Annotated in this window: 14 protein-coding genes; 8 read left to right on the forward strand and 6 right to left on the reverse strand. The window is 65.2% G+C overall.

Going from position 1 to position 14,169, the window contains the following annotated elements:
- Positions 1-130: 130 nt before the first annotated feature.
- Entirely contained in the window at positions 131-1,444 is a 1,314-nt protein-coding gene (locus AC5WEY_RS16485) for an MFS transporter (RefSeq protein ID WP_495646703.1), read from the forward strand.
- On the opposite strand, the gene AC5WEY_RS16490 is transcribed toward AC5WEY_RS16485, so the two are convergent.
- Positions 1,441-2,640: a GNAT family N-acetyltransferase gene (locus AC5WEY_RS16490; RefSeq protein ID WP_495646704.1), complete on the reverse strand. Its 1,200-nt coding sequence runs from the start codon at positions 2,638-2,640 to the stop codon at positions 1,441-1,443. The two genes, AC5WEY_RS16485 and AC5WEY_RS16490, sit on opposite strands and share 4 nt — an antisense overlap.
- 75 nt (positions 2,641-2,715) lie before the next feature.
- Between AC5WEY_RS16490 and AC5WEY_RS16495 the strand changes: the two genes are divergently transcribed.
- Positions 2,716-3,519, forward strand: a complete 804-nt coding sequence (locus AC5WEY_RS16495) for a TrmH family RNA methyltransferase (protein ID WP_495646705.1) — start codon at positions 2,716-2,718, stop codon at positions 3,517-3,519.
- The gene (locus AC5WEY_RS16500; protein ID WP_495646706.1) at positions 3,516-3,785 is read left to right on the forward strand and encodes a DUF2537 domain-containing protein; all 270 of its coding nucleotides are present in this window, start codon (positions 3,516-3,518) and stop codon (positions 3,783-3,785) included. The genes AC5WEY_RS16495 and AC5WEY_RS16500 overlap by 4 nt, the downstream gene beginning before the upstream one ends.
- Before the next feature lie 93 nt (positions 3,786-3,878).
- Here AC5WEY_RS16500 and AC5WEY_RS16505 read toward each other — a convergent pair whose 3' ends face one another.
- From AC5WEY_RS16505 to AC5WEY_RS16525, 5 genes are all read right to left on the reverse strand, one after another.
- Entirely contained in the window at positions 3,879-4,586 is a 708-nt protein-coding gene (locus tag AC5WEY_RS16505) for a DUF6928 family protein (RefSeq protein ID WP_495646707.1), read from the reverse strand.
- Between the two features lie 123 nt (positions 4,587-4,709).
- Positions 4,710-5,603, reverse strand: coding sequence for a septation protein SepH (gene sepH / locus AC5WEY_RS16510; RefSeq protein WP_057479271.1), 894 nt, complete (start codon positions 5,601-5,603; stop codon positions 4,710-4,712).
- Between the two features lie 109 nt (positions 5,604-5,712).
- Complete coding sequence (locus AC5WEY_RS16515; protein ID WP_495646708.1) at positions 5,713-6,387, reverse strand: rhomboid-like protein; 675 nt, start codon at positions 6,385-6,387, stop codon at positions 5,713-5,715.
- 91 nt (positions 6,388-6,478) lie between these two features.
- The gene (gene serC / locus AC5WEY_RS16520; RefSeq protein ID WP_495646709.1) at positions 6,479-7,600 is read right to left on the reverse strand and encodes a phosphoserine transaminase; all 1,122 of its coding nucleotides are present in this window, start codon (positions 7,598-7,600) and stop codon (positions 6,479-6,481) included.
- A gap of 69 nt (positions 7,601-7,669) precedes the next feature.
- Entirely contained in the window at positions 7,670-8,788 is a 1,119-nt protein-coding gene (locus AC5WEY_RS16525) for a citrate synthase 2 (protein WP_495646710.1), read from the reverse strand.
- A gap of 78 nt (positions 8,789-8,866) precedes the next feature.
- Between AC5WEY_RS16525 and pdxH the strand changes: the two genes are divergently transcribed.
- The 5 genes from pdxH (at position 8,867) to AC5WEY_RS16550 (ending at position 14,047) form a co-directional block, all read left to right on the forward strand.
- Positions 8,867-9,541: a pyridoxamine 5'-phosphate oxidase gene (gene pdxH, locus AC5WEY_RS16530; protein WP_495646711.1), complete on the forward strand. Its 675-nt coding sequence runs from the start codon at positions 8,867-8,869 to the stop codon at positions 9,539-9,541.
- 5 nt (positions 9,542-9,546) lie between these two features.
- Positions 9,547-10,830, forward strand: coding sequence for an MFS transporter (locus tag AC5WEY_RS16535; RefSeq protein WP_495646910.1), 1,284 nt, complete (start codon positions 9,547-9,549; stop codon positions 10,828-10,830).
- Positions 10,823-11,743 (forward strand): aldose 1-epimerase family protein, encoded by a 921-nt coding sequence (locus AC5WEY_RS16540; RefSeq protein WP_495646712.1) that lies wholly within the window; start codon positions 10,823-10,825, stop codon positions 11,741-11,743. The genes AC5WEY_RS16535 and AC5WEY_RS16540 overlap by 8 nt, the downstream gene beginning before the upstream one ends.
- Positions 11,740-12,678 (forward strand): carbohydrate kinase family protein, encoded by a 939-nt coding sequence (locus AC5WEY_RS16545; protein WP_057479266.1) that lies wholly within the window; start codon positions 11,740-11,742, stop codon positions 12,676-12,678. Before AC5WEY_RS16540 ends, AC5WEY_RS16545 begins: the two co-directional genes overlap by 4 nt.
- A gap of 70 nt (positions 12,679-12,748) precedes the next feature.
- The gene (locus AC5WEY_RS16550; RefSeq protein WP_082521158.1) at positions 12,749-14,047 is read left to right on the forward strand and encodes a citrate synthase; all 1,299 of its coding nucleotides are present in this window, start codon (positions 12,749-12,751) and stop codon (positions 14,045-14,047) included.
- Positions 14,048-14,169: the final 122 nt, after the last annotated feature.

The raw sequence follows: 14,169 nt of genomic DNA on the forward strand, positions 1-14,169 counted from the left end.
TGCGCCCGAACCGCCGAAAACAGTGCAGCGCATCATGACTTGGAGTGACAGCGTCACGGTCCAGCCATGACAAAAGTCATGTGCTTCCCGGTTTCGCCCTGTTTGCCACGTGTTCGGGTACTTTCAGCTCGTGAATCGCACCGAGTCGGCGAGCCCCGACCGTCGTACGCAGATGCGCGTCATTCTGGTGGGCTCGGTGCCGAACCTGGTGCAGTGGTTCAACCTGTATCTCTACGCGACCTTCGCGCCGTATTTCCGGACCGAGTTCTTCGATCCGGCCTCGGACGATTCACTCGTGTACGTCTACGGACTCTTCGCATTGACCTTCGTCGTACGCCCGCTCGGATCGTGGCTGTTCGGCAGGCTCGCGGACGTGCGAGGCCGACAGTTCGCGCTCGTCGCAGCAGTCACGCTGATGTCGGCCGGATCGGTTGCGTTGGCGGTCACTCCCACGGTCCACGCGATCGGTGCCTGGGCGGCGGTGATCCTCGCGGTCGTGAGCATCGTCCAGGGCGTCGCCACCGGTGGCGAATATGCGGCGGCGACGGTGCTGCTCTCCGAGTCGGGCACGCGCGGTCATCGCGGATTCTTCGCCTCGTTCCAGGCCGCGACCATCGTCGGCGGCCTCGTGCTCGCGCAGACGTGTCTACTCGTGCTGCTCGCGAGCACCGACCGAGCGGCAATCTCGGAGTGGGGCTTTCGCCTCGCGTTCGCCGCGGGAGGTGCGGCCGGCTTGGCGTCACTCTGGTGGGCGCGCGGGCTCGATCGCGCCCCGCGAGAACCGACGGCACCCCAGGCCGACCGGGACGCCACGATGGGAGCACTGTTTCGCGGTCATTGGCGTCCGCTGATGTGGGTGTTTCTGTTGACCGCGGGAGGAAGCGCGGCGTTCTACACCTACACCGTCACGGTTCCCTCGATCGTTCGCGAGACGTTCTTCGCCGCGGACGGCGACCGGGGAGAGCTCACCGCGACCGGTCTGGTGCTCGCCGCGTTCGTGGTGCTGATGGTGCTCCAACCGATCGGCGGCGCACTGAGCGACCGCATCGGCAGAAAGCCTCTGCTCGTCGTATTCGGGGTGCTGGGGATACCTGCCACCGGGGCGCTGGTGCTGACCGCTACCCAGGAGACGTCCCCGCCCGTGGTCTTCGTCATCCTGGTGAGCGCGTTCATCGTGCTCACGTGCTACCTGTCCGTGAACGGCATCGCCAAGGCGGAGGTGTTTCCCCCACACATCCGGGCGCTGGGGGTCGGCTTCGGCTACGCCGTCGCGAACTCCCTCTTCGGGGGCACGGCACCGTTGCTCTACCACGCCACGAGCAGCCACGGCAGTTTCGAATTCATCGCCTACATGACGGTGCTCATCGCGGTGACGCTGTGCGCCGCCCTCCGGATGCAGGGCGGCTCGGCGACCGCGCTCGACAAGCCGAACAGCCCGCTCTAGAAACCCCAGCCCATAACGGCCGGGCGCGCTGTTCCAAATGTCAGATCGAGCGCATGCAGGGATTCCTCGGTGCGAGCGGTGAGGCGATTCGCCGCGGCGAACAACCGAGCCCGGTGGGTGCCGAAATAGATGCTGGCCAGCACATCGATGTCCAGTTCGATGTCCGGTTCGGATTCCACCCGGGTGCAGGTCGCTGTGCCATCGGTGACGCTGAACGAGTAGGTACCGCCTGCGTCGAGGAACGGATCTCGGACAGCGATGATCAGCGATGTGTCGAGAGCGTAGGTCCGCGCCTCGAGCGCTGCCTCGACGTGCATGATGCGGGCCCACAGAGCGTCGTGGTGTGCGGTGACCTTCGGAAGCCGATTGTTGGTCAGCAAGAACGGCAGTGCTTCGTCGCGTGCCTGTCGGACCTCGATGGTGTCGACCAGGTCCACTCCGACCAGGATCTGCCACAGCGCTGCGTACGCGTCGTCGGTCACCGCGATGAATTCCTCCACCACCACCCGGCTGGGGTTGCGTCCGCGTCGGTAGGCGACGTAGCCGTCGGGATGGACGATGAAGAACAGTGCCGTCAGTCCGCCGCGCCGGTTCTCGCGGTCGGCGAAGAACCGTTCCCACCGAATCGGTGGCTTGGGCTGCGCGCCTGCGGTCTGCTGCTGCCACCGGTGGTAGATGTCCGGGAGCAATTCGGTGGCCTCGGCCGATTCGATCAGTCGCACGCCCGTCGCCGGGGGAGCGTCCTTGCGGAACTGAGCGAACCGACGGTCGATCGAGACGCTGATCTCCTCGGTGATCGGGCCGTACCCGAAGCGTCCGTAGATCGTCGCCTCGCTGGCTGTCAGCAAAGACAGCGGCGCGCCCGCGTCGTTCAGAGCGCGGTGCTGCTGGGTGAACATCGACCGCAGGATGCCGCGTCGACGATGCGTCGGCGCGACGGACACCCAGGAGACTCCGGACGCCTCGACCTGCGCACCACCGGGAACGGTGACCGACATCGGGAAGTGCATGGCCACACCCACCGGGGTCTCGCCGTCCCACGCCAGGTACACGTGCTCGGACTGGGTCAGGATCTGCGTCTCCGCCAAGTCCTCGGCGTTCTGGTGCTCGCCGAAGGCATGGGCGTCGAGCAGCGCGACGGCATCCCAGTCGTCGTCGGTGGCGGTACGGATGGTGATCGATTCGTCGGTAGTCATCGCTCTTTACTTTTCCATATAGAAGTAGGCCTTCGCCGACGGAGTCCCGGAAAAGCCGGGTGACAAGATGAGCGGGTGGTTCATGTAATCGATGTCGACGATCCTCTCGACCCCCGGCTGGACGATTTTCGCGACCTCAACTCCTCGGACAAGCGACCCGATCTGCCTGAGGGCAAGGGCTTGGTGATCGCCGAGGGTGTGCTGGTTGCGCAGCGCCTGCTGACCTCGCGCTTCCCGATGATCAGCCTGCTGGGCGTGAATCGACGGCTCGACGCCTTGCGCGATGATCTCGCCGAATCGGATGTTCCGTTCTATCGGACGTCGGCCGAGGTGATGGCCGAGGTCGTCGGCTTCCATCTCAACCGTGGAGTGTTGGCGGCGGCAAACAGGCCGCCTGCTCTCGATCTGGACGAGGTGCTGGCCGACGCCACGACGGTGGCGATCCTCGAGGGCGTCAACGATCACGAGAATCTCGGGTCGATGTTCCGTAATGCAGCAGGCCTCGGCGTCGACGCTGTGCTGTTCGGTGCCGCGTGTGCGGATCCGCTGTACCGGCGGTCGGTACGGGTCTCGATGGGGCACGTGCTGCGGGTGCCCTTCGCGAAGGTGCCCGAGTGGCCGCGCGGCCTCGATCGTGTTCGTGCGCACGGCTTTCAGCTGATCTCGCTCACACCCAATCCGGAAGCCGTGTCGCTGGCTGCGGCGATGACGGGGGAGAAGGTGGCGCTGTTGCTCGGCGCAGAGGGCCCGGGTCTGACCGAACATGCGATGCGCGCCACCGACATTCGCGCGCGCATCCCGATGGCACCTGGCACCGATTCGCTCAACGTCGCGACAGCGGCGGCGATGGGGTTCTACGAACGGGTGCGTCTGACGTGACCGATCGCGACCCGGGCAATCTGTGGACCGGTCTTCCGATCGCCGTGGTCTCGGCGATTCTCGTGGCGGTGGCACTGGCGGCGTTCGGACTGGAACTGGCGCGAGTGCATCCGTTGCTCGCGATAGGCCTCAACCTCGTCGTCGTGGCAGGCGCAGCCCCGACGGTCCTGCGGTGGCTCCGCGTCCCGGTGTGGCGCTGGGCTGTCTACGGTGCGAGTGTCGGTGCGCTACTGAGCTTCGTGGCCCTGGCGGCCCTGGCGTTCTGACCGACCGCGGGCAGGGTTGCGCACTACCGTTCACGATCGACGGAAACCCGTCGACCGGCGATCGTTGTGTGCAACGGTGCCCATACCGAGCCACTATTTTCGCGAGAACCAACGCTTCTTCGGTCGCGGTGCTGGTTCGGTCGATTCCGGTGCGGGTGCGTTCTGGGCCTCGACATTCTGACGCTGCGGCTCCTGGCCGGGAACGTACATCGTGAAACCGCAGACCGGCAGGGTGGCCGGATCGAACTCGTCTGCGTGCGGGGCACCGGTGTAGCGGAATCCGAGCCATTCGGCGTTGGCGGCCTCGGCAAATTCCTGCGGGTGGAACGGCAGTGACTGCGGATCCGGCATCACTCCGGGGGGATAGATCAGCGGATGCTCACCGGCCCAGAAGGATCGCTCCCACACCAGCGGCAGGCCCGCGTCCTCGTAGATGTACACCGGAGTAGCGCTGAACGATCGCCGAAACTCACCGCGTTCCCAGTAGGCGAACGCTCCCCACGCGTGCTGGGGATCCGACGCGACGAGGTAGGTGTGCTCGGATGCCAGAGGGCGAGTGAACGATTCGGGAAGCGTCGACGGTGTCGGCACCGAAAGATTGGACCCGCACACCACGGTCACGCCCGGATAGCAGCCGATGAAGACGTGATCGTCGTCCACCCCTGCCGATGTCGATATCGGACCTTGTGCGAGGGGCACAGCGGTCAGGTGGGGGTAGAGGCGGCCGACGAGGGCCGTCGCAGCATTCCAGTCCGAGGTGGTCGCCTCTCGGAGTACAGAAATCGGATCCGGTGTGTCCACGTACCAGATCGTTGACGCTTTGGCCCCCACTACCGGCACCTCTCTCTCCGTAAGCTTCGTCGAAAGCCTACGGCGTGAGCGTCGGCGATTTGTCACCGAGCGGTGAATCGGTCATCTACGACGTCAGTTGTGACCGCTGCTGCGTACTCCGAGCAGGACGTCTTCCCAGGATGGCATGGCGGGTTTGCCGCGCTTGTCCTTACCACCGTGTCCGGGTGCAGCCTTGGGGGCGGGTTTGGGGTCTCTGGCCACCGGCTCGCGCGGCTGATCGACGTCGGGAGCCGGGGCTTCGTCGTCTTCGATGTCGACGGTTTCGGCGTCCAGTTCACTGTCCGAGGTGGTGCCGTAGTACTCGTCGAAGCTCTGCTGTGAGGCTTCGTCGTCTGCCGCTGCAGGCGCGAGGGCGCGTACCGGAGCGAGGCCACGTAGCTGACGTCCGAAGTCGGGATCGATCAGTTCGTGTGCGGTGTCGTCCAGTGGCGCGATGGTGCCGCCGTGTCCGTCGGGCAGGAACTGCCAGTGCGCCTTGTTGGTGGTGCGTCCCGCCTGCCACTTCAGCTGTGCGACCCACTTGTTGTCCTCGTCGCGCCACGCATCCCACTCGGCGTCGTCGAGGTTGTGCCCGCGAGCGCGGAAGGCGAGTGTGACGACATCGAGCAGAGTCTGGACGGCGGGTCCGTCGTGGCGCAGCGGATGACCTGCCTGAGCCATCGACGCAGCCTGTGAGCGTTCGAGCAGAACGGGGTGAGCGAACACCTCGACGCGGCTGACGGCCATTCCGGAATCGGCGGCGACCTGTTCGATGGTCGCTCCACTCCGAATTCGAGCCTGGATTTCCTTCGGCCGCAGCAAGCTGTCCATTTCGATCTCAATCTGTCCTAGTCGAGCGATGTCGCCGCGTGAGGCTGCGCGGAGTTTGTCGTCGGCTGGAAGCCGGAATCTGTCGCCGGTCTTGGGATCTGCGCAGACGACGAACTTTCCGTCGGCCTCGAGACCCACCACATGTAAGTCTCGCACTGTGACCTCCTCATCGCGCCGGCTCGCGATACCGTCGAATTCGACCCTAGTTCACCCGATGTCCTCGGTGGGTGTTCGACACGCATCGCTTCCGCCGACGATCGTTTCTCTACCAGAGCGTAGACAGCTGCGGGCTCGGCTGCACTCGATCGCCCGAAGTTGCGTCAATTGCCTTGTGGCGCAATGCCGATCCGTCCCTGTGTAAGTACAGCGCGCCCAGGCCGAGGCCGATAGTCAGGGCGAGAGCGTGCCCGACGGCGGTGAACGACGGGCTCTGAATGCCGCTGACGGCGACGACCCCGATCCACAGTGCAGCCCAGACCGGTCGCCACGGCATCGGCAGGAACCTGATCATGGACCCGGCCACCGCTGCTGCGGCGTAGCTGACCCCGACGTCGACGGCCATCGCCAGCGAGTCGGCCAGCCAATCGGCGCGGATGCCGATGAACAGCCCGACAGCAACCAGCACCGTCGCGCCGACGTGGCCGGCGCTGAACGTGAGCAGGAATCGTCGCCAACCGGACATCCATTCGGCGACGGCGAACAAGAGTGCGACGCTGGCCAGCCACAGCCAGTTCACCCGGCCTTCGGTGAGAAAGACGCTCGTGACGAGGGTGGCAAGATGGCCGTCGGTCAGATTGTGCAGGTTGGTACTCGCCGCATGCAGCACGTGCCAGCGATCGTGTGGTCCGATTTGTCCGAGCGCCACCGTGCCTGCCACCTCGAGGACGCAGTAGATCAGTGTCACGCGAACCCGGAGTGCGAAAGCCAGGAGCCTGAACATACGAGCGCTCCCTCCGAGGTCTTTACGCTTGCGTACTTCAACGCAAGTGTAGGCCTCGAAGGGAGCACTCCAGCTGGGAGCTTGCTGGCAATCAGCTCAGGGTGGACACGACCCAGTCGATGCTCTTCGTCAGCGCGGTGATGTCGTCCGGCTCGATCGCGGGGAACATACCGACACGCAACTGGTTGCGGCCGAGCTTGCGGTACGGCTCGGTGTCGACGACGCCGTTGGCCCGCAGGATCTTGGCGACCTGAGCTGCGTCGACCTTCTCGTCGAAGTCGATGGTTCCGACAACCTGGCTGCGGTGATCAGGGTTGGTCACGAACGGCGTTGCGAACTCGCTCTTCTCGGCCCAGTCGTACAGGCGCGAGGACGAATCGGCGGTGCGCGCAGTGGCCCAATCCAGGCCGCCCTTGCCGTTGAGCCACTCGATCTGATCCGCGAACAACAGCAGAGTCGCCACTGCCGGGGTGTTGTACGTCTGATCCTTGCTGCTGTTGTCGACGGCGATCGGCAACGACAGGAAGTCCGGAACCCAACGGCCACTGGAGGCGATCTCGTCGACGCGGGCAAGCGCGGCCGGGCTCATCAACGCAACCCACAGCCCACCGTCCGCGGCGAAGCACTTCTGCGGTGCGAAGTAGTAGACGTCGGAATCGGCGACGTTGACCGGAAGACCGCCGGCACCGGAGGTGGCGTCGATCGCGACGAGGGCGTTCTCGGAGCCGGCCGGACGGCTGACCGGGATGGCCACGCCGGTGGACGTCTCGTTGTGTGCCCAACCGATGAGGTCGACGGATGGGTCGGACGTGGGTTCGGGCGCACTGCCCGGCTCGGCCTTGACGACGATCGGATCGCCGATGAAGGGGTTGTTCTTGGCCACCGAGGCGAACTTCGAGCTGAACTCACCGTTGGTCAGGTGCAGCGACTTCTCGCGGATGAGTCCGAACGCAGCGGCGTCCCAGAACGCGGTGGTGCCACCGTTGCCGAGTACCACCTGGTAGCCCTCGGGCAGCGAGAACAGGTCCTTCAATCCACTGCGTACGCGTCCGACGACGTCCTTGACGGGCTTCTGCCGGTGGCTGGTGCCGAACACGGACGCGCCGACGTCGACCAGGGATTGCAGCTGCTCGGGGCGAACCTTGGACGGGCCGCAACCGAAGCGTCCGTCGGCGGGAAGAAGGTCGGCGGGAATGATCGGCAAATCGGCCATGGAGTAGCGCGTCCTAGCGTCGAGGGAATATGGCACCCACAGGTTAGTCGGGTGCCATGACACCGTCGACTACCGGATCAGCTCCCAGCCGTCGACGGAGTCGGGGGTGCGCGGTTCGGGTCCGGTGTAGAGGGCCGCGGGGCGAACGAGCTTGCCCAGTCGCTTCTGCTCCAGAATGTGGGCGCACCAGCCGGCGGTACGACCGCAGGTGAACATGGCGGGCATCATGTGTGCCGGAACCTCGGCGAAGTCGAGGATCACGGCGGCCCAGAACTCCACATTGGTCTCGATGGCCCGATCGGGCCGGCGTTCGCGCAGTTCCGTCAACGCGGCCTGTTCGAGCGCGGCGGCAACCTCGTACCGTGGAGCGTTCAGGCGCTTGGCGGTGGCGCGCAGCACGCGGGCTCGGGGGTCCTCGGCGCGGTACACGCGGTGCCCGAAGCCCATGAGCTTCTCCTTGCGATCCAGGATCCCGGTGATCAGCGCGCGAGCGTCCCCGGTCTTCTCGACCTCCTCGATCATCGGCAGTACGCGGGCCGGCGCCCCACCGTGCAGTGGGCCCGACATCGCGCCGATTGCACCGGACAGGCAGGCGGCGACGTCGGCCCCGGTGGAGGCGATCACGCGTGCGGTGAACGTCGATGCGTTCATGCCGTGCTCGGCGGCCGAGACCCAGTACGCGTCGATAGCGGCGACGTGGGCGGGGTCGGGCTCACCCTTCCATCGGACCATGAAGCGTTCGGTGACTGTGGCAGCCTGATCGATGCGGCTCTGCGGAACGGCGGGCTGGTAGATGCCGCGAGCGGACTGGGCGACGTAGGACAAGGCCATCACCGAGGCGCGGGCGAGGTTGTCGCGGGCGGTGGTGTCGTCGATGTCCAGCAGCGGCTGGTAGCCCCAGATGGGGGCGAGCATCGCCAGGCCCGCCTGGACGTCGACGCGGACGTCGCCGGTGTGGATGGGAAGGGGAAACGGTTCGGCCGGCGGGAGACCGCGGCCGAATTCGCCGTCGACCAACAGGGCCCACACGTCGCCGAAGGTGACGTTCTGCGCGACGAGTTCTTCGATGTCGACACCCCGGTAGCGCAGTGCGCCGCCGTCCTTGTCGGGTTCGGCGATGTCGGAGGTGAAGGCGACGACACCTTCGAGACCGGGCACGAAATCCTCGGGAACGTGTTGAACAGCCATGGCCTGTGGACTCCCTCGTCGCGTTTACGCCCGGCTCTGCGCCGCATGCGGGCGTACTGTGCCAGAACCATAGCGAGCATGTACGCGGGAGTAGCGTCTGGGTTCGTGTCTGCAGATGAACAGCGGTTGGCGAACATGCGAGTCGACTACGGCGAGCCCGAGGACCTCGATATCGATGCTCTGGCCGGCGGGTGGCTCCCACTGGCGCAGCAGTGGTTGGCCGACGCTGTGGCGGCAGATCTACCCGAGCCCAACGCCATCGTGTTGGGGACTGTCGACGAGGCAGGCCGACCCGCTACTCGGACGGTGCTGTGCAAGGGTCTCGATGCCGACGGCGTGGTCTTCTACACCAATTACGACTCGGACAAGGGCCGCGCACTCGCGGCGAATCCCTACGCGTCGGTGACCTTCCCGTGGATCGCGAGTGCCCGGCAGCTCACCGTGCGCGGCTCGGTGGTCAAGGTCGACGCCGAGACCACCGAAACCTACTGGCGCACCAGGCCGCGCGGCTCCCAGCTGGGGGCGTGGGCGTCCGAACAGTCGCGACCCGTGGGCTCGCGTGAAGACCTGGCCGCCAAGTTGGCCGAGGTCACCGCAACGTTCGACGGTATCGACGTGCCGGTGCCACCGAACTGGGGCGGCTTTCGCGTCGAGCCCGAGACGGTCGAATTCTGGCAGGGCCGAACCAGTCGGATGCACAACAGGATCCGCATCACGTTGGCAAGTGGTGTGATCGAGCGTCTGCAGCCGTGAGCGGATTGCGCGGCATACTTGCCGACACGACACCGCTGAAGACCCCGGCCTATCGCCGGTTGTGGTTGGCGAACATCGTCACCGTCATCGGTGCCCAGCTGTCCATCGTGGCTGTGCCGCAACAGGTATTCCAGATCACGCTGAGCTCGGCCTATGTGGGTCTGACGGGTGTGTTCGCTCTCGTACCGCTGATCGTGTTCGGTCTGTGGGGCGGTGCGCTGGCCGATGTGATGGATCGCCGCACCCTGTTGATGATCACCACCTGCGGCCTGATCGGAACATCCGCACTGTTCTGGCTGCAGGCGTTCCTCGAACTGAACAATGTGTGGATCATCCTGGCGCTCTTGGCAATTCAGCAGGCATTCTTCGCGGTCAATCAGCCGACCCGCAGCGCGATTCTGCCGAGGATCCTGCCGGCCGAACAGCTACCGGCTGCGAACTCGCTGAACATGACGGTGTTCAACTTCGGCGCGATCGCAGGCCCGCTCAGTGCAGGCATTCTGATCTACTACATCGGGCTCGAGACTCTCTACCTGATCGACACCATCGCACTGTTCGCAACACTGTGGGCCGTGATTCGGTTGCCGGGAATTCCGCCGGCGAAGTCGGGTCAGCGAGCCGGATTGCGTTCGGTGTTCGACGGTTTCGCATATCTCGCCACCCAGAAGGTGCTGCTGGCATCGTTCGTCGTCGACATCATCGCCATGGTGTTCGGTATGCCCAGGGCTCTCTTTCCGCAGATTGCACACGAGAGCTTCGGTGATCCGGCGTCGGGCGGACCGGTGCTGGGCATGCTGTTCGCGGCCATGTCCGCAGGCGCGGTGGTGGGTGGAGTGTTCTCGGGCTGGCTTCCGCGCGTGCGTAGGCAAGGCCTGGCAGTGCTGATTTGCATCGTCGTGTGGGGCGTGGCGATGATCGGCTTCGGGCTGGCCGTCGGCGCGGCCACCGACGGGGCGACCGCCGTTGCCCTGTGGTTCGCGCTGGCGTTCCTGGCTCTCGGCGGCGGGGCCGACATGATCTCCGCGGCGTTCCGCAGCACGATGCTGCAGACCGTCGCTACCGACGAGATGCGCGGCCGACTTCAAGGTGTCTTCATCGTCGTCGTGGCGGGAGGGCCTCGTATCGGCGATGTGCTGCACGGGGCCGCAGCCGCGTCGGTGGGGACGGCAGCTGCTGCGGCCGGCGGCGGCGTGCTGGTCGTCATCGGTGTTTCGATTGCTGCGCTGGCTCTCCCGGCATTCATCCGCTACCGAGTGGGTGTCGTAGTAAAGAATGGTTCTCATGGGTGACGAACAGACCTACTCGTTGACGAGCGGCAAATATCGGGCAGACATCGCTGCCGTCGGAGCGGGCCTGCGGGTTCTCGAGTACGACGGCGCTGCGCTCACCGAAACCTGGGAGGCCGGCAGCAAGCCGCCGCTGTCGGCGGGGCTGGTGTTGGCCCCGTGGCCCAACCGGACGGCCGACGGGACCTTCGCTTTCGAAGGCGTCGAACATCGGTTGGAGATCTCCGAGCCCTCACGGAACAACGCCAGCCACGGATTCGTCCGCAAGGTGGCATGGACTCTGGTGGAGCACACCGACGATCGCGTCGAGCAGAGCGTGGACGTCGGGACGCATCAGGGTTGGCCGTTCTCGCTGACGGTGACGGTGGTCCACGAGCTGTCGGCGGACGGTCTCACCGTGACTGCGTCTGCGAAGAACACCGGTGAGTCCGCCGCGCCCTACGGGATGGGTTTTCACACCTATGCCCGGGTCGGGGACGTGCCGCTCGACGAGTGCACGCTCGAACTCTCGGCCGGGACCCGGCTACCGCTCGATCCGGTGCGCAATCTGCCCGTGGGCAATTCGGTGCCGACGGCCGATACCGAGTACGACTTCCGGGAGCCACGGACGCTGCAGGGCGTACAGCTCGATACCCCGTTCAGTGCGTCGCTGCCCGACGGCGACGGCCGTGCGAATCATGTTCTGCGTGGCCCCGACGGCACCGCGACCGTGTTGTGGACCGACGCGAACTTCGGCTGGGTACAGGTGTTCACCGCCGATCCGGCCAACGATCAGGCCTATCCCGAGAGGGGCCGGGCGTTGGCGATCGAACCGATGACGTGCCCGCCCGATGCGCTGAACTCCGAGATCGATCTGATCGTGCTCGAGCCGGGGCAAACCTGGTCGGGTACCTGGGGAATGAGGTACGAGAAGTGACGATATTGGTGTGCGGTGAAGCGTTGGTCGACTTGGTTCCGGTGCACGAGGGACCGCTGCTCTCACCCAAACTCGGCGGCGGACCGTTCAACGTCGCCATCTCGATCGGTCGACTGGGTTCGCCGGTTGCGTACCTCTCACGGATCTCGCGCGACTCGTTCGGTGAGCAGATTCTGGCGAGTCTGCGCGACGCAGGCGTCGACATCTCGTGGGTGCAGCGCGGCGACGAACCGACCACCTTGGCGATGACCACCCTCGCCGAGGACGGCAGCGCCGAGTACTCCTTCTATGCCGACGGCACCGCCGACCGGCTCGTGGCCGATCCTGGCGATCTCCCGGACGAGATCAGCGTGCTCTCGTTCGGCACGTTGTCTCTGCTCTACGAGCCCGGTGCATCGATGTACGCAGGATTGCTGCATCGGGCGCGGGCGGCAGGCAAGCTCACGATGCTCGACCCCAATATCCGGCCGGCCGCCATCGACAGCACCAGCGGCGACATCACTGCCGACGGTTTCCGTGACCGCTTTCGCTCGTGGTTGCCCAGCATCGACATCCTCAAGGTGTCCGAGGACGACTCGTACTGGCTGGGGCTGGGAACGCAGGGGACCACCGTCGACGACTGGCTCGCGGCCGGGGTCACCGCAGTGGTCATGACGCGCGGCGGCGACGGAATCTCGGTCTTCACCGCGTCCGACGAAATCTCGGTGCCGGGTGTGGCCGTCGATGTCGTCGACACGATCGGCGCAGGTGACACCGTCCACGGTGCCCTGCTCAGCTTTTTGGAGAAGGAGACCATTATCACATCGAACGCGGTCAAAGCGATGAGCAAGCAAGATTGGCAACAAGCGCTCGATTTCGCCGCGAAGGCAGCGGCAATCACGGTTTCGCGCCCCGGTGCCGACCCTCCCTGGGCGTCCGAGGCGTCGAGAGACTAGTTTCACTATCGACGTTAGAACTGTCCGCTTCAAGTACGTGTCCGTTACACGAGTTCGAGAGGGACCATTCGTGCCCGCTGAGAATGATGCCAAAGCCACCCTCACCTATCCCGGTGGCGAGTACTCCATGTCGATTGCCGAGGCTTCCGAAGGCAACAACGGCATCGAGCTGGGAAAGTTGCTGGCCACCACCGGCTATACGACATTGGACGGCGGGTTCGTCAACACCGCATCGACCAAGTCGGCCATCACGTACATCGACGGTGACGCGGGCATCCTGCGCTACCGCGGATACCCGATCGAACAACTTGCGGGCAAGTCGTCGTTCATCGAGGTCAGCTACCTGCTGATCTACGGGGAGCTGCCGTCCGCAGACGAGCTCGAGACGTTCACCGACCGGATCCGTCGCCACACGCTGCTGCACGAGGACCTCAAGCGGTTCTTCGACGGCTTCCCGCGCAACGCGCACCCGATGCCGGTGCTGTCCAGCGCAGTCAACGCACTGTCGGCGTACTACCAGGATTCGCTCGAGCCCAACGATCCCGAGCAGGTCGAGCTCTCCACGATCCGCCTGCTGGCGAAGTTGCCGACCATCGCGGCCTACGCCTACAAGAAGTCGGTCGGCCAGCCGTTCCTGTACCCGGACAACTCGAAGAGCCTGGTCGAGAACTTCCTTCGCATGACGTTCGGCTTCCCCGCCGAGCCGTACGAGGTCGATCCCGAGATCGTCAAGGCACTCGACATGCTGCTCATCCTGCACGCCGACCACGAGCAGAACTGCTCCACGTCGACGGTGCGCCTCGTCGGATCCTCGCAGGCCAACCTGTTCACCTCGATCTCCGGTGGCATCAATGCGCTGTGGGGCCCGCTGCACGGTGGAGCCAACCAGGCCGTGCTCGAGATGCTCGACAAGATCAAGGCCGAGGGCGGCGACGCCACGGACTTCCTGCGTCGAGTGAAGAACAAGGAAGACGGCGTCAAGCTCATGGGCTTCGGACACCGGGTGTACAAGAACTTCGATCCGCGCGCGACGCTGGTCAAGGAAACTGCGCACACGATCCTCGGCAAGCTGGGCAATGGCGACGAACTGCTCGAGATCGCCCTCAAGCTCGAAGAGACCGCTCTCACCGACGACTACTTCGTCGAGCGGAAGCTCTACCCCAACGTGGACTTCTACACCGGCCTGATCTACCGCGCGATGGGCTTCCCGCCGCGCATGTTCACGGTGCTGTTCGCAATGGGCCGTCTCCCCGGTTGGATCGCGCACTGGCGCGAGCAGAACGAGGACACGACCGGCAAGATCGGCCGTCCGCGCCAGATCTACACCGGCTACACCGAGCGCGACTACCAGGACGTCAGCTCCCGCTAGTTCTTGCTTCACAACAACGCCGCCGGCTCCCATTGGGAGTCGGCGGCGTTGTTGTTGTCGGCCTGCGTCGAGTTCGCAGTTACGCGGGCGATATGGCCACTTTCGGCTGCATAACTGCGATC

Source organism: Rhodococcoides sp. S146-33 (assembly GCF_059489205.1).